22 protein-coding genes and 1 pseudogene are annotated in these 20,329 nt (G+C 68.6%); 11 read left to right on the top strand and 12 right to left on the bottom strand.

Features of this window, described 5'->3' with window-relative positions:
• Positions 1-122: 122 nt before the first annotated feature.
• Complete coding sequence (locus tag ABNF93_RS26710) at positions 123-398, bottom strand: phosphotransferase-like protein (protein WP_349330945.1); 276 nt, start codon at positions 396-398, stop codon at positions 123-125.
• Positions 399-427: 29 nt separating this feature from the next.
• On the opposite strand from ABNF93_RS26710, the gene ABNF93_RS26705 reads away from it, so the two are divergent.
• Together ABNF93_RS26705 and ABNF93_RS26700 are read left to right on the top strand one after the other, a co-directional pair.
• Positions 428-1,075, top strand: coding sequence for a PadR family transcriptional regulator (locus ABNF93_RS26705; protein WP_349330944.1), 648 nt, complete (start codon positions 428-430; stop codon positions 1,073-1,075).
• Between the two features lie 192 nt (positions 1,076-1,267).
• On the top strand, positions 1,268-1,951 hold the full coding sequence (locus tag ABNF93_RS26700) for a class I SAM-dependent methyltransferase (protein ID WP_349330943.1): 684 nt from the start codon (positions 1,268-1,270) through the stop codon (positions 1,949-1,951).
• 73 nt (positions 1,952-2,024) lie between these two features.
• On the opposite strand, the gene ABNF93_RS26695 is transcribed toward ABNF93_RS26700, so the two are convergent.
• From ABNF93_RS26695 to ABNF93_RS26680, 4 genes are all read right to left on the bottom strand, one after another.
• Positions 2,025-3,161 carry an ABC transporter ATP-binding protein gene (locus tag ABNF93_RS26695; protein ID WP_349330942.1) on the bottom strand — a complete coding sequence of 379 codons (1,137 nt, stop codon included), beginning with the start codon at positions 3,159-3,161 and terminating at the stop codon, positions 2,025-2,027.
• On the bottom strand, positions 3,158-3,961 hold the full coding sequence (locus tag ABNF93_RS26690) for an ABC transporter permease (protein WP_349330941.1): 804 nt from the start codon (positions 3,959-3,961) through the stop codon (positions 3,158-3,160). The genes ABNF93_RS26695 and ABNF93_RS26690 overlap by 4 nt, the downstream gene beginning before the upstream one ends.
• Positions 3,962-3,967: 6 nt before the next feature.
• A complete protein-coding gene (modA, locus tag ABNF93_RS26685) occupies positions 3,968-4,831 on the bottom strand; it encodes a molybdate ABC transporter substrate-binding protein (RefSeq protein WP_349330940.1) in 864 nt (287 codons plus the stop codon).
• Between the two features lie 79 nt (positions 4,832-4,910).
• On the bottom strand, positions 4,911-5,303 hold the full coding sequence (locus tag ABNF93_RS26680; protein WP_349330939.1) for a TOBE domain-containing protein: 393 nt from the start codon (positions 5,301-5,303) through the stop codon (positions 4,911-4,913).
• A 408-nt stretch (positions 5,304-5,711) separates the two neighbouring features.
• Here ABNF93_RS26680 and ABNF93_RS26675 point away from each other — a divergent pair.
• Positions 5,712-6,818, top strand: a pseudogene (locus ABNF93_RS26675) (DNA glycosylase AlkZ-like family protein); the annotation flags it as partial.
• 326 nt (positions 6,819-7,144) lie between these two features.
• Here ABNF93_RS26675 and ABNF93_RS26670 read toward each other — a convergent pair.
• On the bottom strand, positions 7,145-7,960 hold the full coding sequence (locus ABNF93_RS26670) for an IclR family transcriptional regulator (RefSeq protein WP_349330938.1): 816 nt from the start codon (positions 7,958-7,960) through the stop codon (positions 7,145-7,147).
• A 625-nt stretch (positions 7,961-8,585) separates the two neighbouring features.
• On the opposite strand from ABNF93_RS26670, the gene ABNF93_RS26665 reads away from it, so the two are divergent.
• Positions 8,586-9,704: a 5-methyltetrahydropteroyltriglutamate--homocysteine S-methyltransferase gene (locus tag ABNF93_RS26665; RefSeq protein ID WP_349330937.1), complete on the top strand. Its 1,119-nt coding sequence runs from the start codon at positions 8,586-8,588 to the stop codon at positions 9,702-9,704.
• Between the two features lie 75 nt (positions 9,705-9,779).
• On the opposite strand, the gene ABNF93_RS26660 is transcribed toward ABNF93_RS26665, so the two are convergent.
• Both ABNF93_RS26660 and ABNF93_RS26655 read right to left on the bottom strand, forming a co-directional pair.
• Positions 9,780-10,409 (bottom strand): chloramphenicol phosphotransferase CPT family protein, encoded by a 630-nt coding sequence (locus tag ABNF93_RS26660; RefSeq protein WP_349330936.1) that lies wholly within the window; start codon positions 10,407-10,409, stop codon positions 9,780-9,782.
• A 64-nt stretch (positions 10,410-10,473) separates the two neighbouring features.
• Positions 10,474-11,109, bottom strand: a complete 636-nt coding sequence (locus tag ABNF93_RS26655) for a hypothetical protein (RefSeq protein WP_349330935.1) — start codon at positions 11,107-11,109, stop codon at positions 10,474-10,476.
• 271 nt (positions 11,110-11,380) lie between these two features.
• On the opposite strand from ABNF93_RS26655, the gene ABNF93_RS26650 reads away from it, so the two are divergent.
• From ABNF93_RS26650 to ABNF93_RS26635, 4 genes are all read left to right on the top strand, one after another.
• Positions 11,381-12,331 carry a phosphoribosylaminoimidazolesuccinocarboxamide synthase gene (locus tag ABNF93_RS26650; RefSeq protein WP_349330934.1) on the top strand — a complete coding sequence of 317 codons (951 nt, stop codon included), beginning with the start codon at positions 11,381-11,383 and terminating at the stop codon, positions 12,329-12,331.
• 115 nt (positions 12,332-12,446) lie between these two features.
• Complete coding sequence (locus tag ABNF93_RS26645) at positions 12,447-12,968, top strand: HAD family hydrolase (RefSeq protein ID WP_349330933.1); 522 nt, start codon at positions 12,447-12,449, stop codon at positions 12,966-12,968.
• Between the two features lie 238 nt (positions 12,969-13,206).
• A complete protein-coding gene (locus tag ABNF93_RS26640) occupies positions 13,207-14,121 on the top strand; it encodes a phosphotransferase (RefSeq protein WP_349330932.1) in 915 nt (304 codons plus the stop codon).
• A gap of 106 nt (positions 14,122-14,227) precedes the next feature.
• The gene (locus ABNF93_RS26635; RefSeq protein WP_349330931.1) at positions 14,228-14,794 is read left to right on the top strand and encodes a GNAT family N-acetyltransferase; all 567 of its coding nucleotides are present in this window, start codon (positions 14,228-14,230) and stop codon (positions 14,792-14,794) included.
• A gap of 19 nt (positions 14,795-14,813) precedes the next feature.
• On the opposite strand, the gene ABNF93_RS26630 is transcribed toward ABNF93_RS26635, so the two are convergent.
• The 3 genes from ABNF93_RS26630 to ABNF93_RS26620 form a co-directional block, all read right to left on the bottom strand.
• Entirely contained in the window at positions 14,814-15,551 is a 738-nt protein-coding gene (locus ABNF93_RS26630) for a nucleotidyltransferase domain-containing protein (RefSeq protein WP_349330930.1), read from the bottom strand.
• Positions 15,552-15,615: 64 nt separating this feature from the next.
• The gene (locus ABNF93_RS26625) at positions 15,616-16,608 is read right to left on the bottom strand and encodes a transglutaminase domain-containing protein (protein ID WP_349330929.1); all 993 of its coding nucleotides are present in this window, start codon (positions 16,606-16,608) and stop codon (positions 15,616-15,618) included.
• 2 nt (positions 16,609-16,610) lie between these two features.
• Entirely contained in the window at positions 16,611-17,237 is a 627-nt protein-coding gene (locus ABNF93_RS26620; RefSeq protein WP_349330928.1) for a DUF2461 family protein, read from the bottom strand.
• Between the two features lie 254 nt (positions 17,238-17,491).
• Here ABNF93_RS26620 and ABNF93_RS26615 point away from each other — a divergent pair, with 254 nt between their 5' ends.
• On the top strand, positions 17,492-18,127 hold the full coding sequence (locus ABNF93_RS26615) for a LysE family translocator (protein ID WP_349330927.1): 636 nt from the start codon (positions 17,492-17,494) through the stop codon (positions 18,125-18,127).
• Positions 18,128-18,151: 24 nt separating this feature from the next.
• Here the strand turns inward: ABNF93_RS26615 and ABNF93_RS26610 are convergent, their stop codons facing one another.
• Positions 18,152-18,619 carry an HIT family protein gene (locus ABNF93_RS26610; protein ID WP_349330926.1) on the bottom strand — a complete coding sequence of 156 codons (468 nt, stop codon included), beginning with the start codon at positions 18,617-18,619 and terminating at the stop codon, positions 18,152-18,154.
• A 188-nt stretch (positions 18,620-18,807) separates the two neighbouring features.
• Here ABNF93_RS26610 and ABNF93_RS26605 point away from each other — a divergent pair, with 188 nt between their 5' ends.
• Positions 18,808-19,740, top strand: a complete 933-nt coding sequence (locus tag ABNF93_RS26605) for a hypothetical protein (protein WP_349330925.1) — start codon at positions 18,808-18,810, stop codon at positions 19,738-19,740.
• Positions 19,741-19,832: 92 nt separating this feature from the next.
• Complete coding sequence (locus tag ABNF93_RS26600) at positions 19,833-20,318, top strand: hypothetical protein (RefSeq protein ID WP_349330924.1); 486 nt, start codon at positions 19,833-19,835, stop codon at positions 20,316-20,318.
• Positions 20,319-20,329: the final 11 nt, after the last annotated feature.

Genomic DNA, 20,329 nt, shown 5'->3' with positions numbered 1-20,329 from the left:
GAGATCCGGTGTCGCACGCTCGCTGGACGCGGACAACGGCAACCATGATCACGGGCAGGCTGTGGTGTGCCAAGGTCTTTCGACCTCAGTCGAAACGAGCCGGTGGCGGCTTTCCCCGAGCCTCAGGACGGGCGAGCAACGTCGAGGTCGAGCTGGGCGATCACGTCGTCAGCGCAGGCGTCCGGCGACCGCGTGGACGTGTCGACCTCGGCAGCGAACGTCAGCCCGTCATGGATGTCGACCGCCTGCGTGGCTGCCCAACCGGCGGGGCGAGCCTCGGGGCGTCGCACCTCACGCTCGTTGAGCATCCCCACAGCGCAACGCACCGCGACCAGCCAGAGTGAGGGGTTGAAAGCCTCTACTCGCAGCCGTATGCTCGCGGACGAGTAATCGCTCACGAGGATCCCGTCGAGGAGGGGCGAGCACCGTGGCCAAGCGACGCAAGGTCGGAAACCTGCTCGCCCTCGCCGTCCTCTCGGTGGTGATGTCCAGGCCGATGCACCCGTACGAAATGGCCTCGGTCCTTCGCGCCCGCGGCAAGGACCAGGACATGAAGATCAAGTGGGGCTCCCTCTACACCGTCGTCCAGAATCTCGAGAAGCACGGCCTGCTCGAGGCGACCGGGAGCCAGCGCCAAGGCGGACGCCCCGAGCGCACCCTCTACCGGATCACCGACGCAGGACGCGAAGAGCTCGAGGACTGGGTTCGCGAGCTGGTCGCCGTCCCCGAACGCGAGCAGCCGAGGTTCGAGGCCGGCCTCTCCGTGATCGGCGTTCTGCACCCGGACGAGGCGACCCAGCTGCTCCGCGACCGGCTCACCAGGCTGGAGCAGCAGATCGCCGCCCAACGCGACGCCCTCGCCGAAGCGGGTCGCGAGGTTCCACGGCTGTTCCTCGTCGAGTCGGAGTACGACCTGGCGATTCGCGAGGCGGAAGCCAGCTGGATCCGCTCGCTGCTGGACGAGTTCACGACCGGATCGCTGCCCGGCCTCGCGGACTGGCGGGACTGGCACGAGACCGGCCGGATGCCGCCCGAGTTCGAAGCACTCGCCGAGAGGGGCAGCACCAACGACTGACCCACAAGAGAACGGATCCACGACAGAACGGACCCCGGCGGGTGCGGGAACACCACGCCGGGGTCCTCGACCTCGAACCGGACCCGCGGAACGGAACCCGGCCACAAGGTGGCAACCGCAACAGTAGCTGGGCCTTCGCTCCCTGAACGGTTCGTACGACACGCATCGTCACGACACCCGAAGGAGCAGACCATGAACGACACGACGAACGTCCGGCAGAAGCGGTTCAAGCTGGTGCCGGAGATGGAGGGAATGACGGCCCGGTGGTACGCCCGGCAACGCAGTTCGGGTGACCAGCTGGAGTCTTACCGCACGGGTGCCGCCAAGCTCGCCGGCGAGTTCCCCGACGGCACCGCCGTGCTCGAGGTGGCGCCGGGCCCTGGGTTTCACGCGATCGAACTGGCCCGAACGGGCCATCTCCGCGTGACCGGCCTGGACGTCAGTCACACGTTCGTGGACCTCGCGAGCGACCGCGCTCGGCAGGAGGGTGTGACCGTCGACTTCCGCCATGGCGATGTCGCGGACATGCCGTTCGCGGCGGAGTCGTTCGACCTGGTGGTCTGTCAGGCGGCGTTCAAGAACTTCGCCCGCCCCATCGACGCGCTCGACGAGATGCACCGGGTGCTGCGCGGTGGAGGGACAGCCGTGATCCAGGACCTGCGCAGCAACGCCTCGGCGGCCGAGATCGACCAGGAGGTCGCGAGGATGCGGCTCAGCCGAGTGAACGCCTTCATGGTCAGGCGGACGTTGGGGATGCTGCGGCGGCGGGCGTACGCACCGGACCAGTTCCACCGTCTCGCGGAGCAGTCCGCCTTCAAGGAGTGCACCGTCACGACGGAAGGGATCGGGATGGGGATCCGGCTACGGAAGCAGTGAGGCGCCGGCCCATCCGGCGACGGGTCCGGCGAGTCCGGCGAGTCCGGCGAGTCCGGCGAGTCCGGCGGGCTCGTCACACCGTGTCGGGAGTGGCGGGATAGGCGCGGGTCTCGGCGGCCTTGACGGCGGCCCAGACCCGCTGGCCGATTACGAGATCGAGGGCGGCCGCACCGGCCGGCGTGACATCGGCGGCCACGACGATCGGCCCGTCCAGCCCGATCCGCAGGTTGTCCCCGTGCCGCTGGACACCGGTGACGGTGGCCGGCCAGGTGTTTCGCGGGCTGCCGTCCGGGCGGGACCGGTGCAACGCGACGGCGGACGGCGGGAAGGCGACGAACGCATCGCCGTCGACGCGGTCCGCCACCGCGAGCGCAAGGTCCGAGCCGACGACGACGGTCAGCCCTTCGGCACGGCCGCGGTAGAGGTTGAGGCCGACGAGGCGGGCCACATAGTCCGTCCGCGGCTGGGCGGTCACCGTGGCGGCGTCACCGACCTGCACGACCCGGCCGTCCTCGAGGATGACCAGCCGGTCCGCGAGGACCAATGCGTCGAGCGGGTCGTGGGTGACGAGCAGGGTGGCGCCGTTGTGCGCGCGGAGGTGGCGGTGCAGGTCCGCACGCGTGTCGAGCCGGGTCCGGGCGTCGAGGGCCGCGAGCGGCTCGTCGAGCAACAACAGGCTCGGGTCGACCGCGAGCGCCCTCGCCAGCGCCACTCGCTGCGCCTGTCCGCCGGAGAGCTGCCGCGGCTTGCGCCGTGCGTACTCCGAAAGACCGATCCGGTCGAGCCAACCCGCAGCCTGCGCGCGGGCCTGCCGCCGCTCTACCCCGTGCCGGCGAGGTCCGAACGCGATGTTGTCCAGGGCGCTCAGGTGCGGAAACAGCAGGTAGTCCTGGAAGACGACGCCGATCGAGCGGAGCTCCGGCGGCGTCCACACGCGGCCGGCTGGCCGGTCGAGGTCGTGCCCGCCGAGGGTGACGTGCCCGGCCGTCAGCGGGTGCAGACCGGCGAGCGCGCGAAGGGCGGTCGTCTTGCCGGCGCCATTGGGCCCGAGCAGCGCGACGACCTCGCCGGCGTCGATCCGCAGCTCCAGGTCGAGCCGGAACGTCTCCCGCTCCACCACGACATGAGCGTCCAGCAACGGCTCCCCACTCGTGCGCTGCCCGCGCCCCTGCCGTCGTTCGTACGTACGGTCGCGATCCGTGCCGGTCATGGGGTGGTCATCCAGCGGTCACGGAGGCTGACGAGGATCGCGACGGACACGAGAAGCAGCACCAGGCTGAGGACGATCGCCGCCTCCAGGTCGGTCTCCAGTGCGAGATAGACCGCGAGTGGCATGGTCTGCGTACGGCCTGGGAAGTTGCCGGCGAACGTGATCGTCGCGCCGAACTCACCGAGCGCTCGCGCCCAGCACAGCACCGCACCGGCGGCGACGCCGGGAGCGACGAGCGGCAACGTCACGTGCGTGAACGTGGTCCACCGCCCGGCTCCGAGCGTCGCCGCCGCTTCCTCGTAGCGGGCGTCCGCGCCGCGCAATGCGCCCTCCACGGCGATGACGAGGAACGGCATCGCGACGAACGCCTCCGCGAGCACCACACCCGCCATGGTGAACGGCAGCGTGAGACCGAACGCGGCGTCGAGCCACGTGCCGACCAGGCCCTGACGGCCGAACACGAGCAGCAGCGCCACCCCGCCCACCACCGGCGGAAGGACGAGCGGCACCGTGACCAGGGCCCGCACCAGCCGCCGGCCGGGAAACGGCGCGCGGGCGAGCAGCCACGCGAGGGGTACGCCGAGTACGAGGCAGAGCAGAGTCGCCAGGGTGGCGGACTGCAGGGACAGCCGGAGCGCGGTGAGGACTCCTGGCTCGGCGAGCCGCTGCGGGAGCGTGGTCCAGGGCGTACGCACGACGAGACCGACCAACGGCAGCACCAGGAAGAGCAGGCCCAGCCCGGCCGGGACCAGCAGGGCGAGAGGAACCCGGCCGGCCCGCCGAGGTGCTCCGGTGGTCATGGGCGGCTACTCGTCCGGCGCCTGGAAGCCGGCCTCGCCGAGCACGGCCGCACCCTCGCCAAAACGTACGTACGAGACGAACGCCTTGGCCGCGCCCGCGTTCGGTGCGTCCTTCAGTACGACGATCGGGTAGTCGTTGATCGCGCCTGCAGCCTCCTCGAAGGCGACTCCGTCCACCTCGCCCGCGGCCGCCTTCACGTCCGTGCGGTAGACCAGCGCGGCGTCGACCTCGCCGAAGGTCAGCTTGGACAGTGCGCCCTTCACGTCCTGCTCGAGGGTCACCGGAGTGAGGTCGACTTCGCCGGCGTCGAGCGCCGTCAGGGCGGCGGCGCCACACGGCACCTGCTCGGCGCACAGCGCGACCTTCACGGCGGGTTTCGCCAGGTCGGCAAGCCGCTTGATGCCGCCCGGGTTGCCCTGGGGAACAGCGATGACGAGCTGGTTCCTGACGAACACGGCCGGCTCGCCGGTGCCGTTGCCCGCGTCGGCGACCGCCTCCATCGAGGCCGGCGCGGCCGAGGCGAACACGTCGGCCGGCGCGCCCTGGTTGATCTGCGTCGCCAGCGCCGAACTGCCGGCGAAGTTGAACGTCACCGTCACCCCGGGATGGGCAGCCTCGAAGTCCTTGCCGATCGCCGTGAACGCGTCCGTCAGCGACGCCGCCGCGAACACCGTGACCGTGCCGGTGAGCGTCGAGGCTCCGCTCTCGGGTTCCGGACTGGTCGTGCTGGCGGCGTCGGGTCGATCACCGCCACACCCGGGCAGCCCCACCAATGCCAGCGCGGTCACCGCCGCGAGCCCGACCACCGTCGCGAGGCCGACCACGGTCGTACCGCCGACCACCGTCGTACGTATCCCACCGGATCTCACGGGCGGGACCTCCGTCTGCTGCCCCCGGCGGCGAAGTCACCGGTCGGCACCCCGCCGGCCGCCCGTCGGCGCCCGGCCGTCATCGGGGCTTCTCCACTACGACCGTCGTCGACTTGATCACCGCGACAGCGATCGAGCCGACCTGGAGATCCAGCTCGTCGACCGCTTCGCGACTCATCAGCGACACCACCCGGAACGGCCCTGCCTGGATGTCGACCTGCGCCATCACCGTGTCCTTGGCCACGGCGGTGACGATGCCGCGGAGCCGGTTGCGGGCGGAGGAGTGCTCCGACCGTTCCTCCTGCTCGCCGGCCTGGGATCGTGCGAAGCCGGCGAGGTCGACACCTTCGATCACCCGGTGCCCGTACCCGTCGCGAACCGCGGCGAGCCGACCAGCGTCGACCCACCGGCGTACGGTGTCGGCGCTGACGCCCAGCAGCTCGGCTGCCTCGCTGATCCGGAACGCCGCCACGCGGGCGATCCTAGTGCCGAATCTGCGGGCCCGTACAGCCGATATCCATGGCAAACTCTGCCATAGCACCTTTGCGAGCATCGCACTTGCGGCAGCGCGCTGTGGTCCGGAACCTCGCCGGCACCTTCGACCCCGACCTCGTGACCCCACGTCCTGACCCGACCTCCTGACCCGACCTCCTGACCCGACCTCCTGACCCGACCTCCTGACCCCGACTCGTGACCCCGACTCGTGACCCCGACGCCGTAGTGCGCAGGCCGAGGGCCGGCCTCGGTAACGTCAGGCCTTCGCGAGCGTCGGAGGTCAAGCGATGGCGGCGTACTTGCGCAGGCAGCTCCTGGGGCAGACGTTCACCGGCACGCCAGTCGAGGTGGTGGAGGCCGTCGCCGGCCTCAACGCCCAACACCGCGGGCGCCGTCGGCCGGTCTGTGGACGAGGCTGGCCAGCTTCGACCAGGACGACCTCGACCGCGCGCTCAGGAGCTACCAGCTGGTGAAGGCCAACCTCATGCGTGGCACCGTGCACATGGTGACCCGCCGGCAGTACGTCACCTGGCGGCTCAGCCTGCAACCGATGCTCGAACGTACGGTCAACGAGTTCTGTCCTGGCCTGTGGCGCACCGTCGACCACGACAAGCTGCTCCGACGTGGCGCGCGGCTTCTCCGGGAGCACGACGGCCTCACACGCGCCGAGATCAGCGCGGAGCTGGGCCAGGAGTTTCCCCTGTCCGAGCCGCGGCAGTTGGGCTTCGCCGTACGCATGCTGCTTCCGGTCGTGCAGGTCGCTGACGACGTGTCCTGGCGACCCGCGCGGAGCCGCTACATCCTCGCGAAGCAGGCGTTCGACGACGTAGCCGGCTCGCGCCCGGTGTCGCCGGCCCGGGCGAGTGGGTCGACCACGTCCGGCGCCGCCGTTCATGATCAAGAGGCAGAAAACGGGGAACTGGAGCCCGCAAATGCCCGTTTTTCGCCTCTTGATCATGAACCAGAAACCCCGGGACAGTCCGGTGAACTGCTTCCCGCGCCGCAGGGCCTGCCCGACTTGGTGCGAAGCTTCCTCCGGGCGTTCGGTCCCGCATCGACCGCGGATGCCAGCTACTGGTCAGGGGTCTCCCGGCTGGCACCAGTCCTGACGTCGGTCGGGACGCCATCGGTCGGGCGCCCAGCCGAGAGTACGGGTCCTGCGCGGGGGACCTGGTACGACGCCACCCAGCACATCGACGAGGAACCGCGGCGGTGTTACGTCCTGCCCGAGTACGACAACGTGTACTTCTGCCGCAAGGGGTCGGAGTCGCCGCTTGTCTCCGCCAAGAAGCGACTGGTCGGACCCGTAGGCCACATGACCGGCTCGCTGGTCTCCGCCGGAGAGGTGTGCGCCCAGTGGAAGTGGACCGTCGGCGCGGGCACCGTCACGCTGACCCCCTGGAGGGACCTCGACACGGACGAGGCGACCGAGTTCGAGCGGTTCCGCGCCTGGTGCTCCACCATCGACGCCGCCACCACCCGCCGGAGGTGAGCAGTCGTACGCGTGCGGCGAAACCCTGCTCGGCCGCCCAGCACAGCTGGTCCTGCGGGTGCGGCCCGAGCTGGCCGAGCGTCGTACCGCGGCGACGGCGCCACGTCCTCGCCGGCAAATGAGGCTCCCCTGACACATGTGTCAGGAGAGCCCAAATGACCACGCTGAGCAGGCCTGTGGAGTGCCGCACATGTCTCGACACCTTGCTGGGTTCCACAGGCCTGCTCAGCGTGGTCATTCGCCGTCGGGCCGGTGGGGCGAGGTCTGGCGCGGCGGCTCGACACGCGGGCCAGGCGGGTCCGATCAGCGCGGACGGCGGGCTGAGGTCAGCTGGACTCGCGGCGCGCCCGTGACGAGGTCTGGTACGCGGTCGCCTCGCGCAGAGCCGAGGGCCCGGCGAGAGAGCGGGAGATGCCGCGCGCGGCCGTTCGGACCAACGGCGCGAGGAACGCCGGATCCACCGAGCCGGCGTGTACCACCACGGACACGGCGGCGACCACCGTCCCGGACGCGTCACGTACTGGAGCGCCGACGGACAGGCTGTCGAGGGTCACCTGTCCGTCGCTGACGGCGATCTCCTGGCGGCGGGCCTCTGCCAGGATCGCGCGCAGGCGTACCGGATCGGTGAGGGTCTTGTCCGTGAACCGCTCGAACGGGCCGGCGAGGACGGCCTCCTGCACGTCGTTCGGCGCGAACGCCAACAGCACGAGTCCCGCACCGCTGGCCGGCAAGGGAAACCGCAGGCCCACCCGGGTGTGGACGCCTACAGAGGTACGGCCGGCGAGCCGTTCGATGAAGACCAGCTCCGTGCCCTCGCGGACCGCCAGCTGAACCACCTCGTGAGTGACTTCGTACAGGTCTTCCATGAACGGCATCGCGGCGTCGCGCAACGCAACGCCGCGGGGTGCCAGGGCGCCGACCTCGTAGAGCCGGAGGCCGATCCGGTACCGGCCGTCCCTCCCTCGTTCGAGCGCGCCCCAGGCGACCGCCTCGGCGACGACCCGGTGGGCCGTGCTAAGGGCCAGCCCGGCCTTGCGCGCGATCGCTGAAAGGGTGAGCGCGTCGGCGTCCGTCGTGAATGCTCCGATCACACCGAGCACCTTGCCGGCCGCCGTAGGTGTGGCGGGCCGGCGGGCCGGCACGCCTCCCTGGCCACCAATCCTCGCGGCTGGACTCTCCGACGGCACACCTGCTCCGCCCGCAGGCGTGGCCGATCCACCCGCAGGCGTGGCGGATCCACCAGCAGGCGTGGCGGATCCACCAGCAGGCTGTGCAGGTTCCACTGTGGGCTTGGCGGTCATTCGCACAGAGTTCCAGGACCCAGGGCGGTCCGCACGCCGCCGCAGGCGGAGATGGACAGCCAGGCCCCCGGGCGATTGGCGAGCCGGGTCAGTTGCGCGCCCGTCGCCTCCGCGCGTTCGCCGCCGTCGTTGTCGGACGCGAAGGCGCCAGGCCGGCTTCCGTCAGACGGAAGGGCCACTGTCGGCGGCGCGAGCCCGTCCTAAGCTGGCGGCCGCGTCAGTCCGCGCGGCGTTCGTGGTCCCAGCCTGCCGCGTCACCTGTCAGGCAGTCGACCAGGACGGTCAGGTCGGTCGGCCAGGTCGGTCGGCCAGGTCAGTCGGCGGGGCAAGTCGGCCGGCCCAGCTGATCGGCCCAGCTGATCGGCCCAGTTGATCGGGCCAGTTGATCGGGCCAGTTGATCGGGGTCGCTCGTCGCGCCGACCGGCGCGGCACCTGTCTGTACGTTCGAGCCCGGAGGTCACCACGATGACTCGTACCTCGCCGCCCTTCCGCGCCGACCACGTGGGCAGCCTGCTGCGGCCCGCCGCGCTCCTCGATGCGCGCCGACGGCACAAGGCCGGCGAGATCGACGGCGACACCCTGCGCGCCGCCGAGGACACCGCGATCCGCGATGTCGTACGCATGCAGGAAGAAGTCGGCCTGCAGACCGTGACCGACGGGGAGTTCCGGCGTACGTCGTGGCACATGGACTTCATCTACCAGCTCGGCGGGATCGACCCCACCGACGAGAAGCTCATGGTGCACTTCCGCAACGAGCAGGGCGAGCTGGACTTCGAGTCCGCAGCGCTGAAGGTCCACGACCGGATCACGCTGGCCGACACGATCTTCGCCGACGCGTTCACTTTCCTGCGCGACAACGCCAGCTCCGCCCAGACGCCGAAGCTGACGATCCCGTCGCCCAGCATGGTCCACTATCGCGGCGGGCGGGCCGCCATCGACCGATGCGTCTATCCGGAGCTCGACGGTTTCTGGGCGGACCTGACGAGCGCGTACGCCGAGCAGGTGCGGCGCGTCGCCGACCTCGGATGTACGTACCTCCAACTCGACGACACCAGCCTGGCCTACCTGAACGACCCGAAGCAGCGGGAACTGATCGCCAGCATGGGCGGGGACGCCGAGCACCAGCACGAGCAGTACATCCGCACCATCAACGCCGCGCTGGCCAACCGGCCCGACGGCCTGCGGGTGACCACGCACATGTGCCGCGGCAACTTCCGCTCGTCGTGGGCGGCCGAGGGAGGGTACGACTTCGTCGCCGAGGCATTGTTCTCCGAACTGGACGTCGACGGGTTCTTCCTGGAGTACGACGACGACCGCTCGGGCGGCTTCGCGCCGCTACGGTTCGTACCGCCCGGCAAGCAGGTCGTGCTCGGCCTCGTCACCACCAAGAAGGGCGCGCTGGAGGACAAGGACACGCTCAAGCGTCGGATCGACGAGGCCGCCCGTTACGTGCCGCTCGACCAGTTGTGCCTGTCGCCGCAGTGTGGGTTCTCTTCGACGGTGGAAGGCAACGTGCTGACCTATGACGAGGAGGTCGCGAAGCTGCGGCTCACCGTCGAGACCGCCCGCGAGGTCTGGGGGTGATCATGATCGTGATCATGAAAGTCTTGCGGCGTATACGCGACTTTCCCTTCATGGTCATGGACGTGTTCCCTGCTCTCACATGGAGCTCGCCTGCGCCCTGAGGCGATCGAGCGCCGACGGCGGTGGGCCGTTGTCCAGGCGCTGGCGAATCTGGTCGGCTGATCCCTCGGGGCTGAGTACCGACGTGTCGACCTCGAGGTCGTACACCCCGGGTTCGTGCACTGCCTGTTCCCACAGCTTCACCGGGTCGCGGACGGTGCCCTGCGCGTAGCCGACGCCACCCCACGTGGCGCGGCGGCGTTCCAGGACCACCTCGACCGGGCATCGGACGCCGACGAACAAGGCAGGCAGTCCGGTCAACTGGTGAGCACTCGCCTGGAGAATCCCGCGCGGGACAGAGTACGCGTCATGGTGCGCCGCATCGACCACCACGTTGACGCCCAGCCGGCTGTGCGTGGCAATTGCTTCGTACATGCCGCGATACAGCGTCACCACGAGTGAGTCGAGATCGGGTCGTTCGCCACCCGGCCGCTGCCCTAATCCGGGCTGGAAGCGCGCTGGGGTCATTCGCTTGAACGTGTCGACTCCGAGGTTCATCCACACGCCCGCGAACCGCTCCTGGATCGCCGCAGCAATGCTGGACTTTCCCGAGCGTGGGGTTCCGTTCAGGATGACAATGGTGCCGGGCGCGTCTCCTCTGGACATGTATCTCCTTGTGCCGTTGGCCTTTGTCACACGAGGCAAGAACGCCGCGTACGCACACGTGAGGTCAGAAGGCGCGAGGCGCAGGCGGTGCGATGATCCACGGCTCGTTCAGTGGAGTGGATCGCCACCTCCAGACGCTGAGTTCGGGCAGACCGGGTGCATCAACCCGCCCCGTCAACCACCGCAGCGCCGTCCATGGGTCCACGTCGGCCTGGGCCAGCCTCGATTCGTGATGGGGAAACATCCGGGCGACGACACGTCCGCACACATCAGGAGGTGGTGCGAAGTCCACGCCGAGCCCGGTGGCGATGTCGTGTGCATGAACGAGCGCTTCCACGCATCCCCCGCCTGCGGATGCTGCCGGATCCGCCATTCCGTACGGATGGTAGGTGCGTACCTGCGGCGGCGAGGCGCGAACCACCATTGCGAGAATCCGCCCGGTCGCCGTCACGAAGTCAAGGACGCCATCAGGAGGCGCGTCGTTCATCGCCCCGGCGGCCCACCGCACGTATCGCGTACGAGCCCGGATCGCCAACTGGGACGCGTAGTGCGCGAGACACTGACCGAGGTGCTCAGCGGTCGACCAGCACGTCCAGTCCAGCGTCCCCGCACGAACCGTCCAGTTCCTGTCCACTGCCGGGCGAAGACTGTCGTCCACGCAGGTGATCACGGCGTCCAGATCATCGGCGGTGACCCGCACATGGTCCTCCATTCTCGGGAAACAGGCACGTCGATGTTCCGTCCGTACGTCGGCAGAATTCAAGTCTTGTATTCGGCCGTCGACGATGATTGATTGGAAGAGGTAGGGGGAAGCTGCCCGGGGTTCCACCGGGCCGAACAGCTGGTCGAGGCGGGCCGGGTCGAGCACCAACGACGGTAGAAGCCACCGGACTCGGCGGCTCTGTTATGTTCAGGCGTCCGGAGTAGCGCGTAACTACGCTCCGACCGAGCGCGGCCCACAAGGGGAGAGAGTGGTATCTGACGAGCGGATGGCCAAGGAGCTGTCTGGGACACTTGAGCGGACGTCCTTCACACACCTGGGTGTCGCCCATGCGGGCAAGGTTCGCGACAGCTACGTCAGCGGCGGAGTTCGCACGATCGTCACGACCGATCGGCAGTCCGCGTTCGACCGGATCTTGGGCACCATCCCCTTCAAGGGCCAGACACTGAACGCGATCGCAAACTTCTGGTTCGACGCCACGGCGGACATCGTTCCGAACCACCTGCTCGAGGTGTCTGATCCCAATGTCATCCGCGTTCGTGAGTGCGAGCTCGTCACGCTCGAGTTCGTCGTCCGGGCGTACATCACCGGAGTGACGAGGACGTCGTTGTGGTTCAACTACGACTCCGGTCAGCGCGAGGTTGCCGGCAATCGCTTGCCGGAGGGGTTGCGCAAGAACGAACGGCTGCAACAGCCGATCCTTACGCCCGCGACCAAGCTCGACGAGCACGACCGCAATATCAGTCGGGCGGATGCCATCGGCGAGGGACTGATCACTGCCTCCTTGTTCGACCGCATTGCCGATCTCAGCTTCGCCCTGTTCGCTCGGGGAACCGAGGTGGCCTCCCAACGGGGGCTCATCCTCGTTGACACCAAGTACGAATTCGGTGTCCTCGGCGGGGACGTCTTCCTCATCGACGAGGTGCACACGCCGGACAGCTCGCGCTACTGGTATGCCGACACGTACGAGTCCTTGTTCGAGGACGGCAAGGACCAACGCTCGCTCGACAAAGAGCCCCTGAGAGAGTGGTTCGTGGAGCGTGGGTTCGATGGCGATGGCACGCCACCGGCGCTTCCAGACGATGTGCGGGTGGCAACAGCTGCCAGGTACATCGCTCTTGCCGAGGAGATCACTCAGCGGCCGTTCGAACCAACGCCTGACACTGCCGTCGACCGCGTGAACTCTGTCCTCGCCGGTTAGGGACCCGCCTTCCGTGCGCTACCTGTGGCTGCTGCGCGACAACTCGGGATGGCGGTTGTGACCTGCGCTGGCGTCATCTTCTGGGACTTCGACGGAACGCTAGGCTACGGCCCGCATGGGCCGGGTGTCGGCCGCCGAGTGGTGGGCCGAGTTGGAAGCGGTATTTGCCGAGGCGTTCAAAGGTGTTGGATACGTCGAGACGGCCGCCGAGCTGGCGCACTCGGCGGGCAGGTTCTACGCCGATGGCTCGCGGTGGGGTCTCTTCGAGGACACCATTCCCGTTCTCCAACAGCTGCGGGACGACGGCTGGCGGCATGCCGTGTTCTCGAACAACGTCCCGCAGCTCGAGACCAACCTCGGTCTGCTCGGACTGAACCAGGTCGTCGAGGTTGTCGTGTGCTCAGCGGCAATCGGCTACGAGAAGCCGCACCCTGAGGCATACCGGTGCGCTCTCCGCGCCGCCGGCCATCCCCGCACGCGGTGGATGGTCGGTGACAACTTTCAGGCGGATGTCGTCGGCGCCGAGCACGCCGGCATCCCGGCGATCCTCGTCCGAAGCGAACACCCCCAAGCACAACGCCGGGCAAAAGACCTCGTCGAGGCTGCTTCCATCATCACGGCTCGCCCCGCCGGGTAAAGCGCGGCTCCGGCACGCTCGGAGCGTGCCTCATGGTCCCCACGTGTCCGACTGTCGTTCCTGCGAACGCCACGCACTCCTGACACCAGGTGTCAGGAGCGCTCTGGCAGGGTCGACTCCGTCCACGCGTCCGCCCACACATCGGCCTCGACTGCCCGACCCGCTGAGCCAGTTTCTGCCGAGGTTTGGCCAGCCGGTCAGCGATCGGCTGATCGAGCGGACCGGCGGGTGGCGCGACGTGACAGGACACGACGAAGCTGGAGGCGGGTACATGGGCGACGGCCCACGAGAGTGGATCGCGGAGATCAACGACCGGACGGGCAGTGGCCTGTCCTTCGTCGAGGTCGCGGCACAGGGCGAGAGCGGAGGCGCGGCCTTCGTACGCTGGCCAGACGGCCGCGACGGCGTGGTCACCCACGCGCCCATTCCGCCGCAGCCGGCGCGGCAGACCGCCGAGGTCCTCGCCACGGTCCGCGCCGCGGGTCTGCCGGTTCCCCGTCACGACCTCGTTCTGGAACTCGCGGACGGCACCGCGGCAGTTGTGCAGGAACGCCTGCCTGGGTCACCGCCGAGGCGTACGGACGTCCACGCGATCGAGGCGATGCTGGCGATCAACGAACGCTTCGCCGGCCTGTTGGCCGATCGGCCCGACGTCGCGATCCCGCCTCTGTACCTGCGAAGGAGCGGTCCGGTGTTCCCCCGGCACGAGACCCTGGCGGGCTACAGCGACCGCAGCCGACGGTTGCTCCGGCGGATCCGCGAAGTCGGCAACGCCGAGCGGCACGAGATGGTGGGCAATGATCTCGTCCACACCGATTTCACGGTGCCGAACGTCCTTTTCGACGACTCCGGCCAGATCACCGGCGTCGTCGACTGGAACTTCGGCGTGGCGCGCGGGGACCGCCACTTCGCACTCGTCGGGCTCCGCTTCGACCTCACCTGGGCCGCGGCGGCTCCGGATGGCGGATACAACGGTGTTGAACGAAAGGCCATCGACCGGGTGGATGAGGCCCTCGAGACCACGATGACCCCGCAGCTGCTACGCATGTACTGGGCGTACTGGACTCTGTACAAGCTCCACTGGGTGATCCGCTCCGGCATCCGAAGTGTCATCGATCTCCACCTCCGGTTGGGTGAGAGCCGCCTCCTGTGACCGTCGGGCCTTGGCGGAGGTGGTGGTTGCGCAACGCGGCGACGGCGAGGGAACCCCTCTCCGCAGAGGTGCCCCGAGACTCCTGCCTCGGGCAGACTTGTCCGCTGTGAACATCGCGATCCGAACCGCGACGGGCGCCGACGCCGCGCGCGTGGCGCAGATCTACGTCGACTCGTGGAACGCAGGATTCGGTGACCTGATGCCGCCTCAGGCGCTCGACGACGACCGGATCGACCGCTGGACCGCGACCCTCACCACGGCGGCTTCCGTGGATCCGCAGCCTGCCGCCACGTCGGTCCGAGCCCAGACAGGACCGTGCATCGCGACGACCCCGCGTGCACCCCGATGGTGGGTCGCCGCTCGGTCCGGTGTGGTCGCCGGCTTCGTCGGCATCGGGCCCAGCCGCGACCCGGTGGACCCCGACCTCGGCGAGGTCGACACCATCGCGGTCGATCCGGCCCTTTGGCGCAGCGGCGTCGGCACCGTGCTCATGCGTACCGCCCTCGACGCACTTCGCGACGACGGCTACCGCGAGGCGATCCTGTGGACTCTCGCCGACTATGACCGCGGGCAGCGCTTCTACCTTTCGGCCGGCTGGACGCCCGATGGCGGTACGCGTGACAACGGTCACCAGGTGTCGTTCCGGCACCACCTCCGCGACATCCCTCGATAAGGCGAGGCACCCCACCGTTTCAGGGCCGCAGCGAGGGGCGTTCGCCCGGCTCCTTGTAACCCGCGAACAGCGGCCCGCCGGACCGGTCGAGTACACCGGTGAGGAAGCGGGCGATCGCGGTGGGGTCGGCGTGAGCCGCGAGCCAGCGTTCGGCAAGCTCGGGATCGTAGGCAATGAGCTCGCGCAGCAGCCACTTCCCGGTACCGGTCCAGCGCCCGTTGAGGGCGAGGACCCGTTCGCCAGCAGCGGCCCAGGCCGCGGCGGCGACCACCGTTCGTTCCGCCGGATCGGTGGCGTGGGTCAGATCATCGAGCAGATCGGTGAGCTGGTAACGGATTCGGTTGCGTTCGGTATCGGTCAACGGAGCCGGACCGCCCGCGAGGACGTTCGTACACAGAGTCTGGATCTCACCGGAATGTGTGCGATCGCCGACCAGGTGCACACCGGTGGCGACCATCCGGTTCAGGGCCGGGCGCCGATCTGGCAGTTCCTTGGTCAGGTAGTGGGCAAGCGTCTCCTCGTCGTGGACGAACAACTCGACCGGCCAGCCACGAAAGTGCCGAGAGGCACGGTGCGGTGCCTCCGGGTCGCCATCGGGCAGCAACACCACGATGTCGAGGTCGGAACCGGCCGTGCGGTGCGTCGTGATGACACTGCCGGACAGGAGCGCCCAACGCGCATGGGGAAAGGTCTCGACGACAACATCCCGCGCGTCGACGATCGGATCACCTCGGCCGTCTCGGCCATCGTGGCTCATCTCGCCAGCGTGGCAAGCTTTCGTGACTCGGCGCAAACCAATTGACCCTGCGAGCGAAGGGGCGTCATCCGACCCGGTAGCGCACGGGACCAGCCGGCATCCGGGCGTACGGGCTGAGCAGGCTGACCTCAGCTACATGGTCGCCGGGACTCATGTCGAGTGGCCACATCGGCTCCCGAGCCGGCAGGTCGGCAAGACCGCGGCCGTCGGCCACCGCGAACCCCCGTGGGTAAGGGTGATCGGTCCCGAACGTCAGCGCCGGCCGCTCCGCAGATCCGGCGACACCGATCCAGACCGACGACAGGTCGGGGTAGGCGTGCCGCGCACTCCTGAGCAGTCGCTCGGTGCCCAGCAGGAAGTGCTGTTGGAAGATCGGGGAGTACGAGTCGCTTGCCCAGGACAGATCGGACGACGGCGGTGACGTCAGCCCGGTCGTCTGCGCACTGGCGAAGTACTGCCACCAGAAGTCGGCGTCGTCAACCGACCCCGCCGCGTTGAGGAACCGTGGTCGCGCGCCGCCGCGATGGAATGCCTCCTGCAACTCGATCACGCCAAGGGGTTCGCCCGCGTCGTCGACCCAGTGGGCGCCGTTCTGACCGTCGAGAACGACCCACCGGCACAGTTCGTCGATCCACGCTTCCGCCACTGAATGCGCCGCCGCCACGCCGGCGTGGTGATTGCGGCGGAAAAGCCCCAACCAGCGGGCCGGAATCCGGTACGCGTTGAGTGCATGGCACAGCACGACGGAGTATTCGTCGCAGGCGAACCGCGCCCCCGCGTCGACGCGTGCGAGGATCTCGACGGCGTCGTACCGCTCCACGTGGTCGTTGGCGTGCTGCCACCGCCCGCTCACCCACTCCGTCAGCGCGCGTGCCGTCTCCCACCCGGTCGCGCCCGGCGCAGGGAGCAGCGGGGACAGCAGACGTTCGCGCTCGGGCGGAAGTCGGTAAAGCGTCACGGCCAGGACGGGCTCGGGATCTGGCCACTCCAGCAACTCCACCGGCGGCGGGGGCACGCCACCGGTCAACTGGAAGAGTTCCCGCCAGCGCTCACCCACCGTTACCTGCCGACGTGGGTGGCGAGCCAGGCCGTCAGCGGGCGCATCCCGTCGTAGACCTCCCGGACCCGCTCGAGCACCTCAGGAGTGTGCAGCCACTCGTCGCAGCCCAGCTCGCGCGCCGCAACCAGCGTGCGATGTCGCAGCAACCCGGCTCGCGGATGATCGGCGGGATAGCCGCGCGGGGTCCGTTTCATGACATCGCCGGACACCTCGAATCCCTGCTCCCGAAGGACTTCCACGATGTCGGTGAGCTCCTTGCCACTGGCGTCGTCGGCGACCGCGGCGCGAAACAGCTCGGCCTGACCTGGCCTCGCCATCACCCAGCCGCCGTGGATCCCCAGGCCGTCGAGGTCGAAGCGCATGCCCAACTCCATGCGCCCCTCCAGCCGGATCACGCCACTTTGGTGCTGCCAGGGCCAAGGATGCGAACCGTAACCCCAGACCGAGAAGTCGTCGTACACCGGCTCGATGTCGGCGAGGTCCTGGAGCAACGCGATCATCGGCTCCCGCACCAGGCGGTCGCGGTCCTTGCGATGCCTCTCGCGGACGACCACCGCCGGGTCACCTTCGAGCCGGAGCAGGACGTCGAAGGCCTCCTCGGGCCATCCCGTGAATCGTCTACCCATGCCGCGCCATTGTGGTGCCCACCACCGACAGGCGCTGTCAGGCTCCGAGGCCCGTGACCTGCTCACCTCGTATCAATCAGTCAGAACCTGCATCCGGTCGCGCGCGAGGTTTCCGAGGTCGCGCGGATCATTCTCGAGCAAGCGGGATGGGCGGCAACCCGCGCACAAGGGCCTGAGTCGGTCGGTAACGCGCGCGGTTGCCGACGGCCGTTATCGCGGTGCGGCGAGTGAGCGGCCGCGGGTAGCCTGCCCCGATGCGGTCGATTCCTGAGTTCCTGCTCGTCGCGATCCTCCTCACCGTCACGCCGGGACCCGCCACTGCGGCCATCGTGCGTACGGCCGCGAAGGACGGTCGGGCAGCGGCGCAGGGCACTGTGGCCGGCAACAGCATTGGTGTCCTTCTGTGGGGTGGACTGTCGGCCGTCGGCGTCTCAGCCCTGATCCTCGCCTCACAGATCGCATACGACGTGCTGCGGATCACCGGAGCCGTTGTCCTCGTCGTCCTGGGCCTCCGGTCGCTGCTCGCCCGCAGGCGGGAGGGCGAGCCGATCGGTGTCGACCCGCGTACCCGCCAGCCGGTGGGCCGGATACGGGCGGCCTTGGCGGGCAGTCGGATCGGTCTCGTCACGAGCGTGTGCAATCCAAAGCTGGCGGTGTTCTTCGTGGCGCTCTTCCCACAGTTCCTGGAGCCAGGGACCGCAGTCCTTCCCGCCGCGTTGGCAATGGCGCTCGTCATCGTGACGCTGGACATGTTCTGGTATTCGACACTCATCTACGCCGTACACCGGATGCGGATCCTGCTCCGGCCGCGCGTCCACCAGTGGATGGAACGCGTGACCGGTGGAGTCCTTGTTGCGTTGGGCATTCGGCTCGCCGTCGACACCAGATGACGTACGCATGAGCGGTCTGCGTCGCTACGTCGCAGCGGCGTAAGCAGGCCGGAGCGCGGCGGCCCGCTCGTGTTGCTCAACCAGGCTCGCGGTGCGCCTCGTCGCCCCGGCCGCGCCGAACTCCTCGCCATCCCAGCAGGAGATCACGTGGATGTGCAGGTGCCACACGTCCTGACCGCCCGCGGGTTCATTGTGTTGGCGTACGGCAATGCCGTCGCATCGGTCGACCGTCAGCAACGCGGACGCGGCTCGCCGCGCGGCCGGTAGCAGGTGTGCGCCAAGGTCGTCCGGGAGCACGTAGAGGTTCTCGACGTGCCGTGCGGGGACGACCATGAGATGGCCCGGCCGGCCGTTCCAGCTTGCTGGATTGACAATCACGCCGACGTGCTCATCCTGATGCACGATCCCGCCGGGCGTACTGATGTCGGTGTCCTCGCCACACAGCAGCCGGCAGAACGGGCAGACGTAGTCGTTCGGTTCATGGCGACGCATGATCGGGGACCATATCGGTCCGGGGTTTCACCGGACCCCTGCGAGAGCTAGCCCACCGGGGCCGCCGGATGAGCGACGGAATTCGCCGACCACTACGAGCGCGGTGGTCCCTCTCCTCAAATACACCATGAACGACCCGCGGATAACAAGACTTCACATTTTCCGGAGGAGGAGCCACAGTTGCCGGCATGGTGTTCCAGCAGACGACGGATAGGCCAGCACCGGAATTCCGCGACCTTCCGCCCGTGATCTGGATCGGCGGTGGCAGCGGTGCAGGCAAGTCGACCGTCTCCCGGGCCCTCGCCTACCGCTTTGACCTGGCGTGGTATCGCATCGACGCATGGGGGTACGCACACCGCGACCGCCTCATCGCCAAAGGCAAGCTCCATGCCGATGCCGCGGCGGAGACCCATGACCAACGCTGGCTCACACCAAGCGTAGAGAATCTCGTGGACAGGTTCGTGGAGGGCTCTGTGCATGGCTTTCCGCTGATCCTCGAGGACCTGCGCGCCATGCCGACCGACATTGCGGTGATCGTCGAAGGGCCACAGTTGTTCCCCGAGCTCGTTGCACCATATTTGCCGGATCCGGGTTGGGGGCTCTGGCTTCTGCCGACCCCGGAGTTTCGGCGCGCCGCGCTGGCATCGCGCTGGAATGCCTCGCGCTCCACGTCCGACGCCGAGCGCGTCCAGGAGAAGCTGCTGGCCCGCAACGATCTTCTCGACGCTCGGGTCCGTTCGGAGGCGACCGCCCACGGCCTACGCGTCGTGGAGGTCGACGGCGCACGAGACCTGCCGACCATGATCGACCATGCGGCGGACCTCCTGGCACACCCGCTCGCGAACGCTCCGCGGGCACGAACTGGGCGGCAGCGCCGGGCTCTCCGACGGTCGGAGAACGACACCATGATCACCAATGTCAGGGCATGGCTCGCCGACATCGGACCAACCGGTCCACCGGACCCGCTGCTGTTGCCGTTCGCCTGTGAGTGCGATCGGCTCGGCTGCACGGCCGAGGTCGAACGAACGCCCGCCGACCACGAGGCACTGCGCGCCACCGATCGCCACATCACCGCGCCAGACCATGCGGTCCCGGCCGATGAGCCGCGACCAGCCGGGTAGCTCACGCGTGGCGAGTGTGTATCAGTTGGACAGTTGCGCATCATACACACCTACAGTTAGCCTGGGGGTCGCTCGCGAGTGGATGAGGGGTTATGGCTCGACGCAACATCAGCATTCCCGACGAACTGAACGAGCGCCTGGAGCGCCTTCGCGATCGGGTGAACGCGTCAAAGGTGTGCGCCATCGCGCTGGAAAAGGAGCTGGGCATGATCGAAGGCCAGACGCTGGCCCCGGACGTGGACGAGGCGAAGGTCGCGCGGCTCGTCGAGCGGCTGCAGGCACAACAGGGCTGGAAGGATCGCTGGTACCAGCGCGGACGCAGAGACGGCGAAACCTGGGCGCAGGAAACGGCAACGCTCCAGGACCTGCGGGCGTTCGAGGAGAGTTGGTCCGAACTCGACCAGGTTCGCGTCGCGGACTTCGACCCGGAAGACCTGGAAGGCTGGGAGGACGAACTGCCCGAGGCCTTCCAGTCCAACGATCTTCGGCGGCAACCACCCGAGCTTCGAGGAGCGTACGTCCTCGGATGGTACGCAAGCGTGCAGGCTCTCTGGCGCGCGGCGAGAACGCGGCTGTAGGGCCCTCCTGG

This window comes from Actinopolymorpha sp. B9G3 (assembly GCF_040120725.1).
Lineage (GTDB): Bacteria > Actinomycetota > Actinomycetes > Propionibacteriales > Actinopolymorphaceae > Thermasporomyces.
This window is presented reverse-complemented; position numbering and strand designations above follow the sequence as displayed.

Excerpts from the sequence above, each read along its gene's own strand:
- ABNF93_RS26700 (WP_349330943.1), top strand. The coding sequence starts at position 1,268 with ATGAACGACACGACGAACGTCCGGCAGAAGCGGTTCAAGCTGGTGCCG.
- ABNF93_RS26695 (WP_349330942.1), bottom strand. The coding sequence starts at position 3,161 with ATGACCGGCACGGATCGCGACCGTACGTACGAACGACGGCAGGGGCGC.
- ABNF93_RS26690 (WP_349330941.1), bottom strand. The coding sequence starts at position 3,961 with ATGACCACCGGAGCACCTCGGCGGGCCGGCCGGGTTCCTCTCGCCCTG.
- ABNF93_RS26665 (WP_349330937.1), top strand. The coding sequence starts at position 8,586 with ATGACTCGTACCTCGCCGCCCTTCCGCGCCGACCACGTGGGCAGCCTG.
- ABNF93_RS26660 (WP_349330936.1), bottom strand. The coding sequence starts at position 10,409 with ATGTCCAGAGGAGACGCGCCCGGCACCATTGTCATCCTGAACGGAACC.
- ABNF93_RS26645 (WP_349330933.1), top strand. The coding sequence starts at position 12,447 with ATGGGCCGGGTGTCGGCCGCCGAGTGGTGGGCCGAGTTGGAAGCGGTA.
- ABNF93_RS26630 (WP_349330930.1), bottom strand. The coding sequence starts at position 15,551 with ATGAGCCACGATGGCCGAGACGGCCGAGGTGATCCGATCGTCGACGCG.
- ABNF93_RS26620 (WP_349330928.1), bottom strand. The coding sequence starts at position 17,237 with ATGGGTAGACGATTCACGGGATGGCCCGAGGAGGCCTTCGACGTCCTG.
- ABNF93_RS26615 (WP_349330927.1), top strand. The coding sequence starts at position 17,492 with ATGCGGTCGATTCCTGAGTTCCTGCTCGTCGCGATCCTCCTCACCGTC.
- ABNF93_RS26610 (WP_349330926.1), bottom strand. The coding sequence starts at position 18,619 with ATGCGTCGCCATGAACCGAACGACTACGTCTGCCCGTTCTGCCGGCTG.
- ABNF93_RS26605 (WP_349330925.1), top strand. The coding sequence starts at position 18,808 with ATGGTGTTCCAGCAGACGACGGATAGGCCAGCACCGGAATTCCGCGAC.
- ABNF93_RS26600 (WP_349330924.1), top strand. The coding sequence starts at position 19,833 with ATGGCTCGACGCAACATCAGCATTCCCGACGAACTGAACGAGCGCCTG.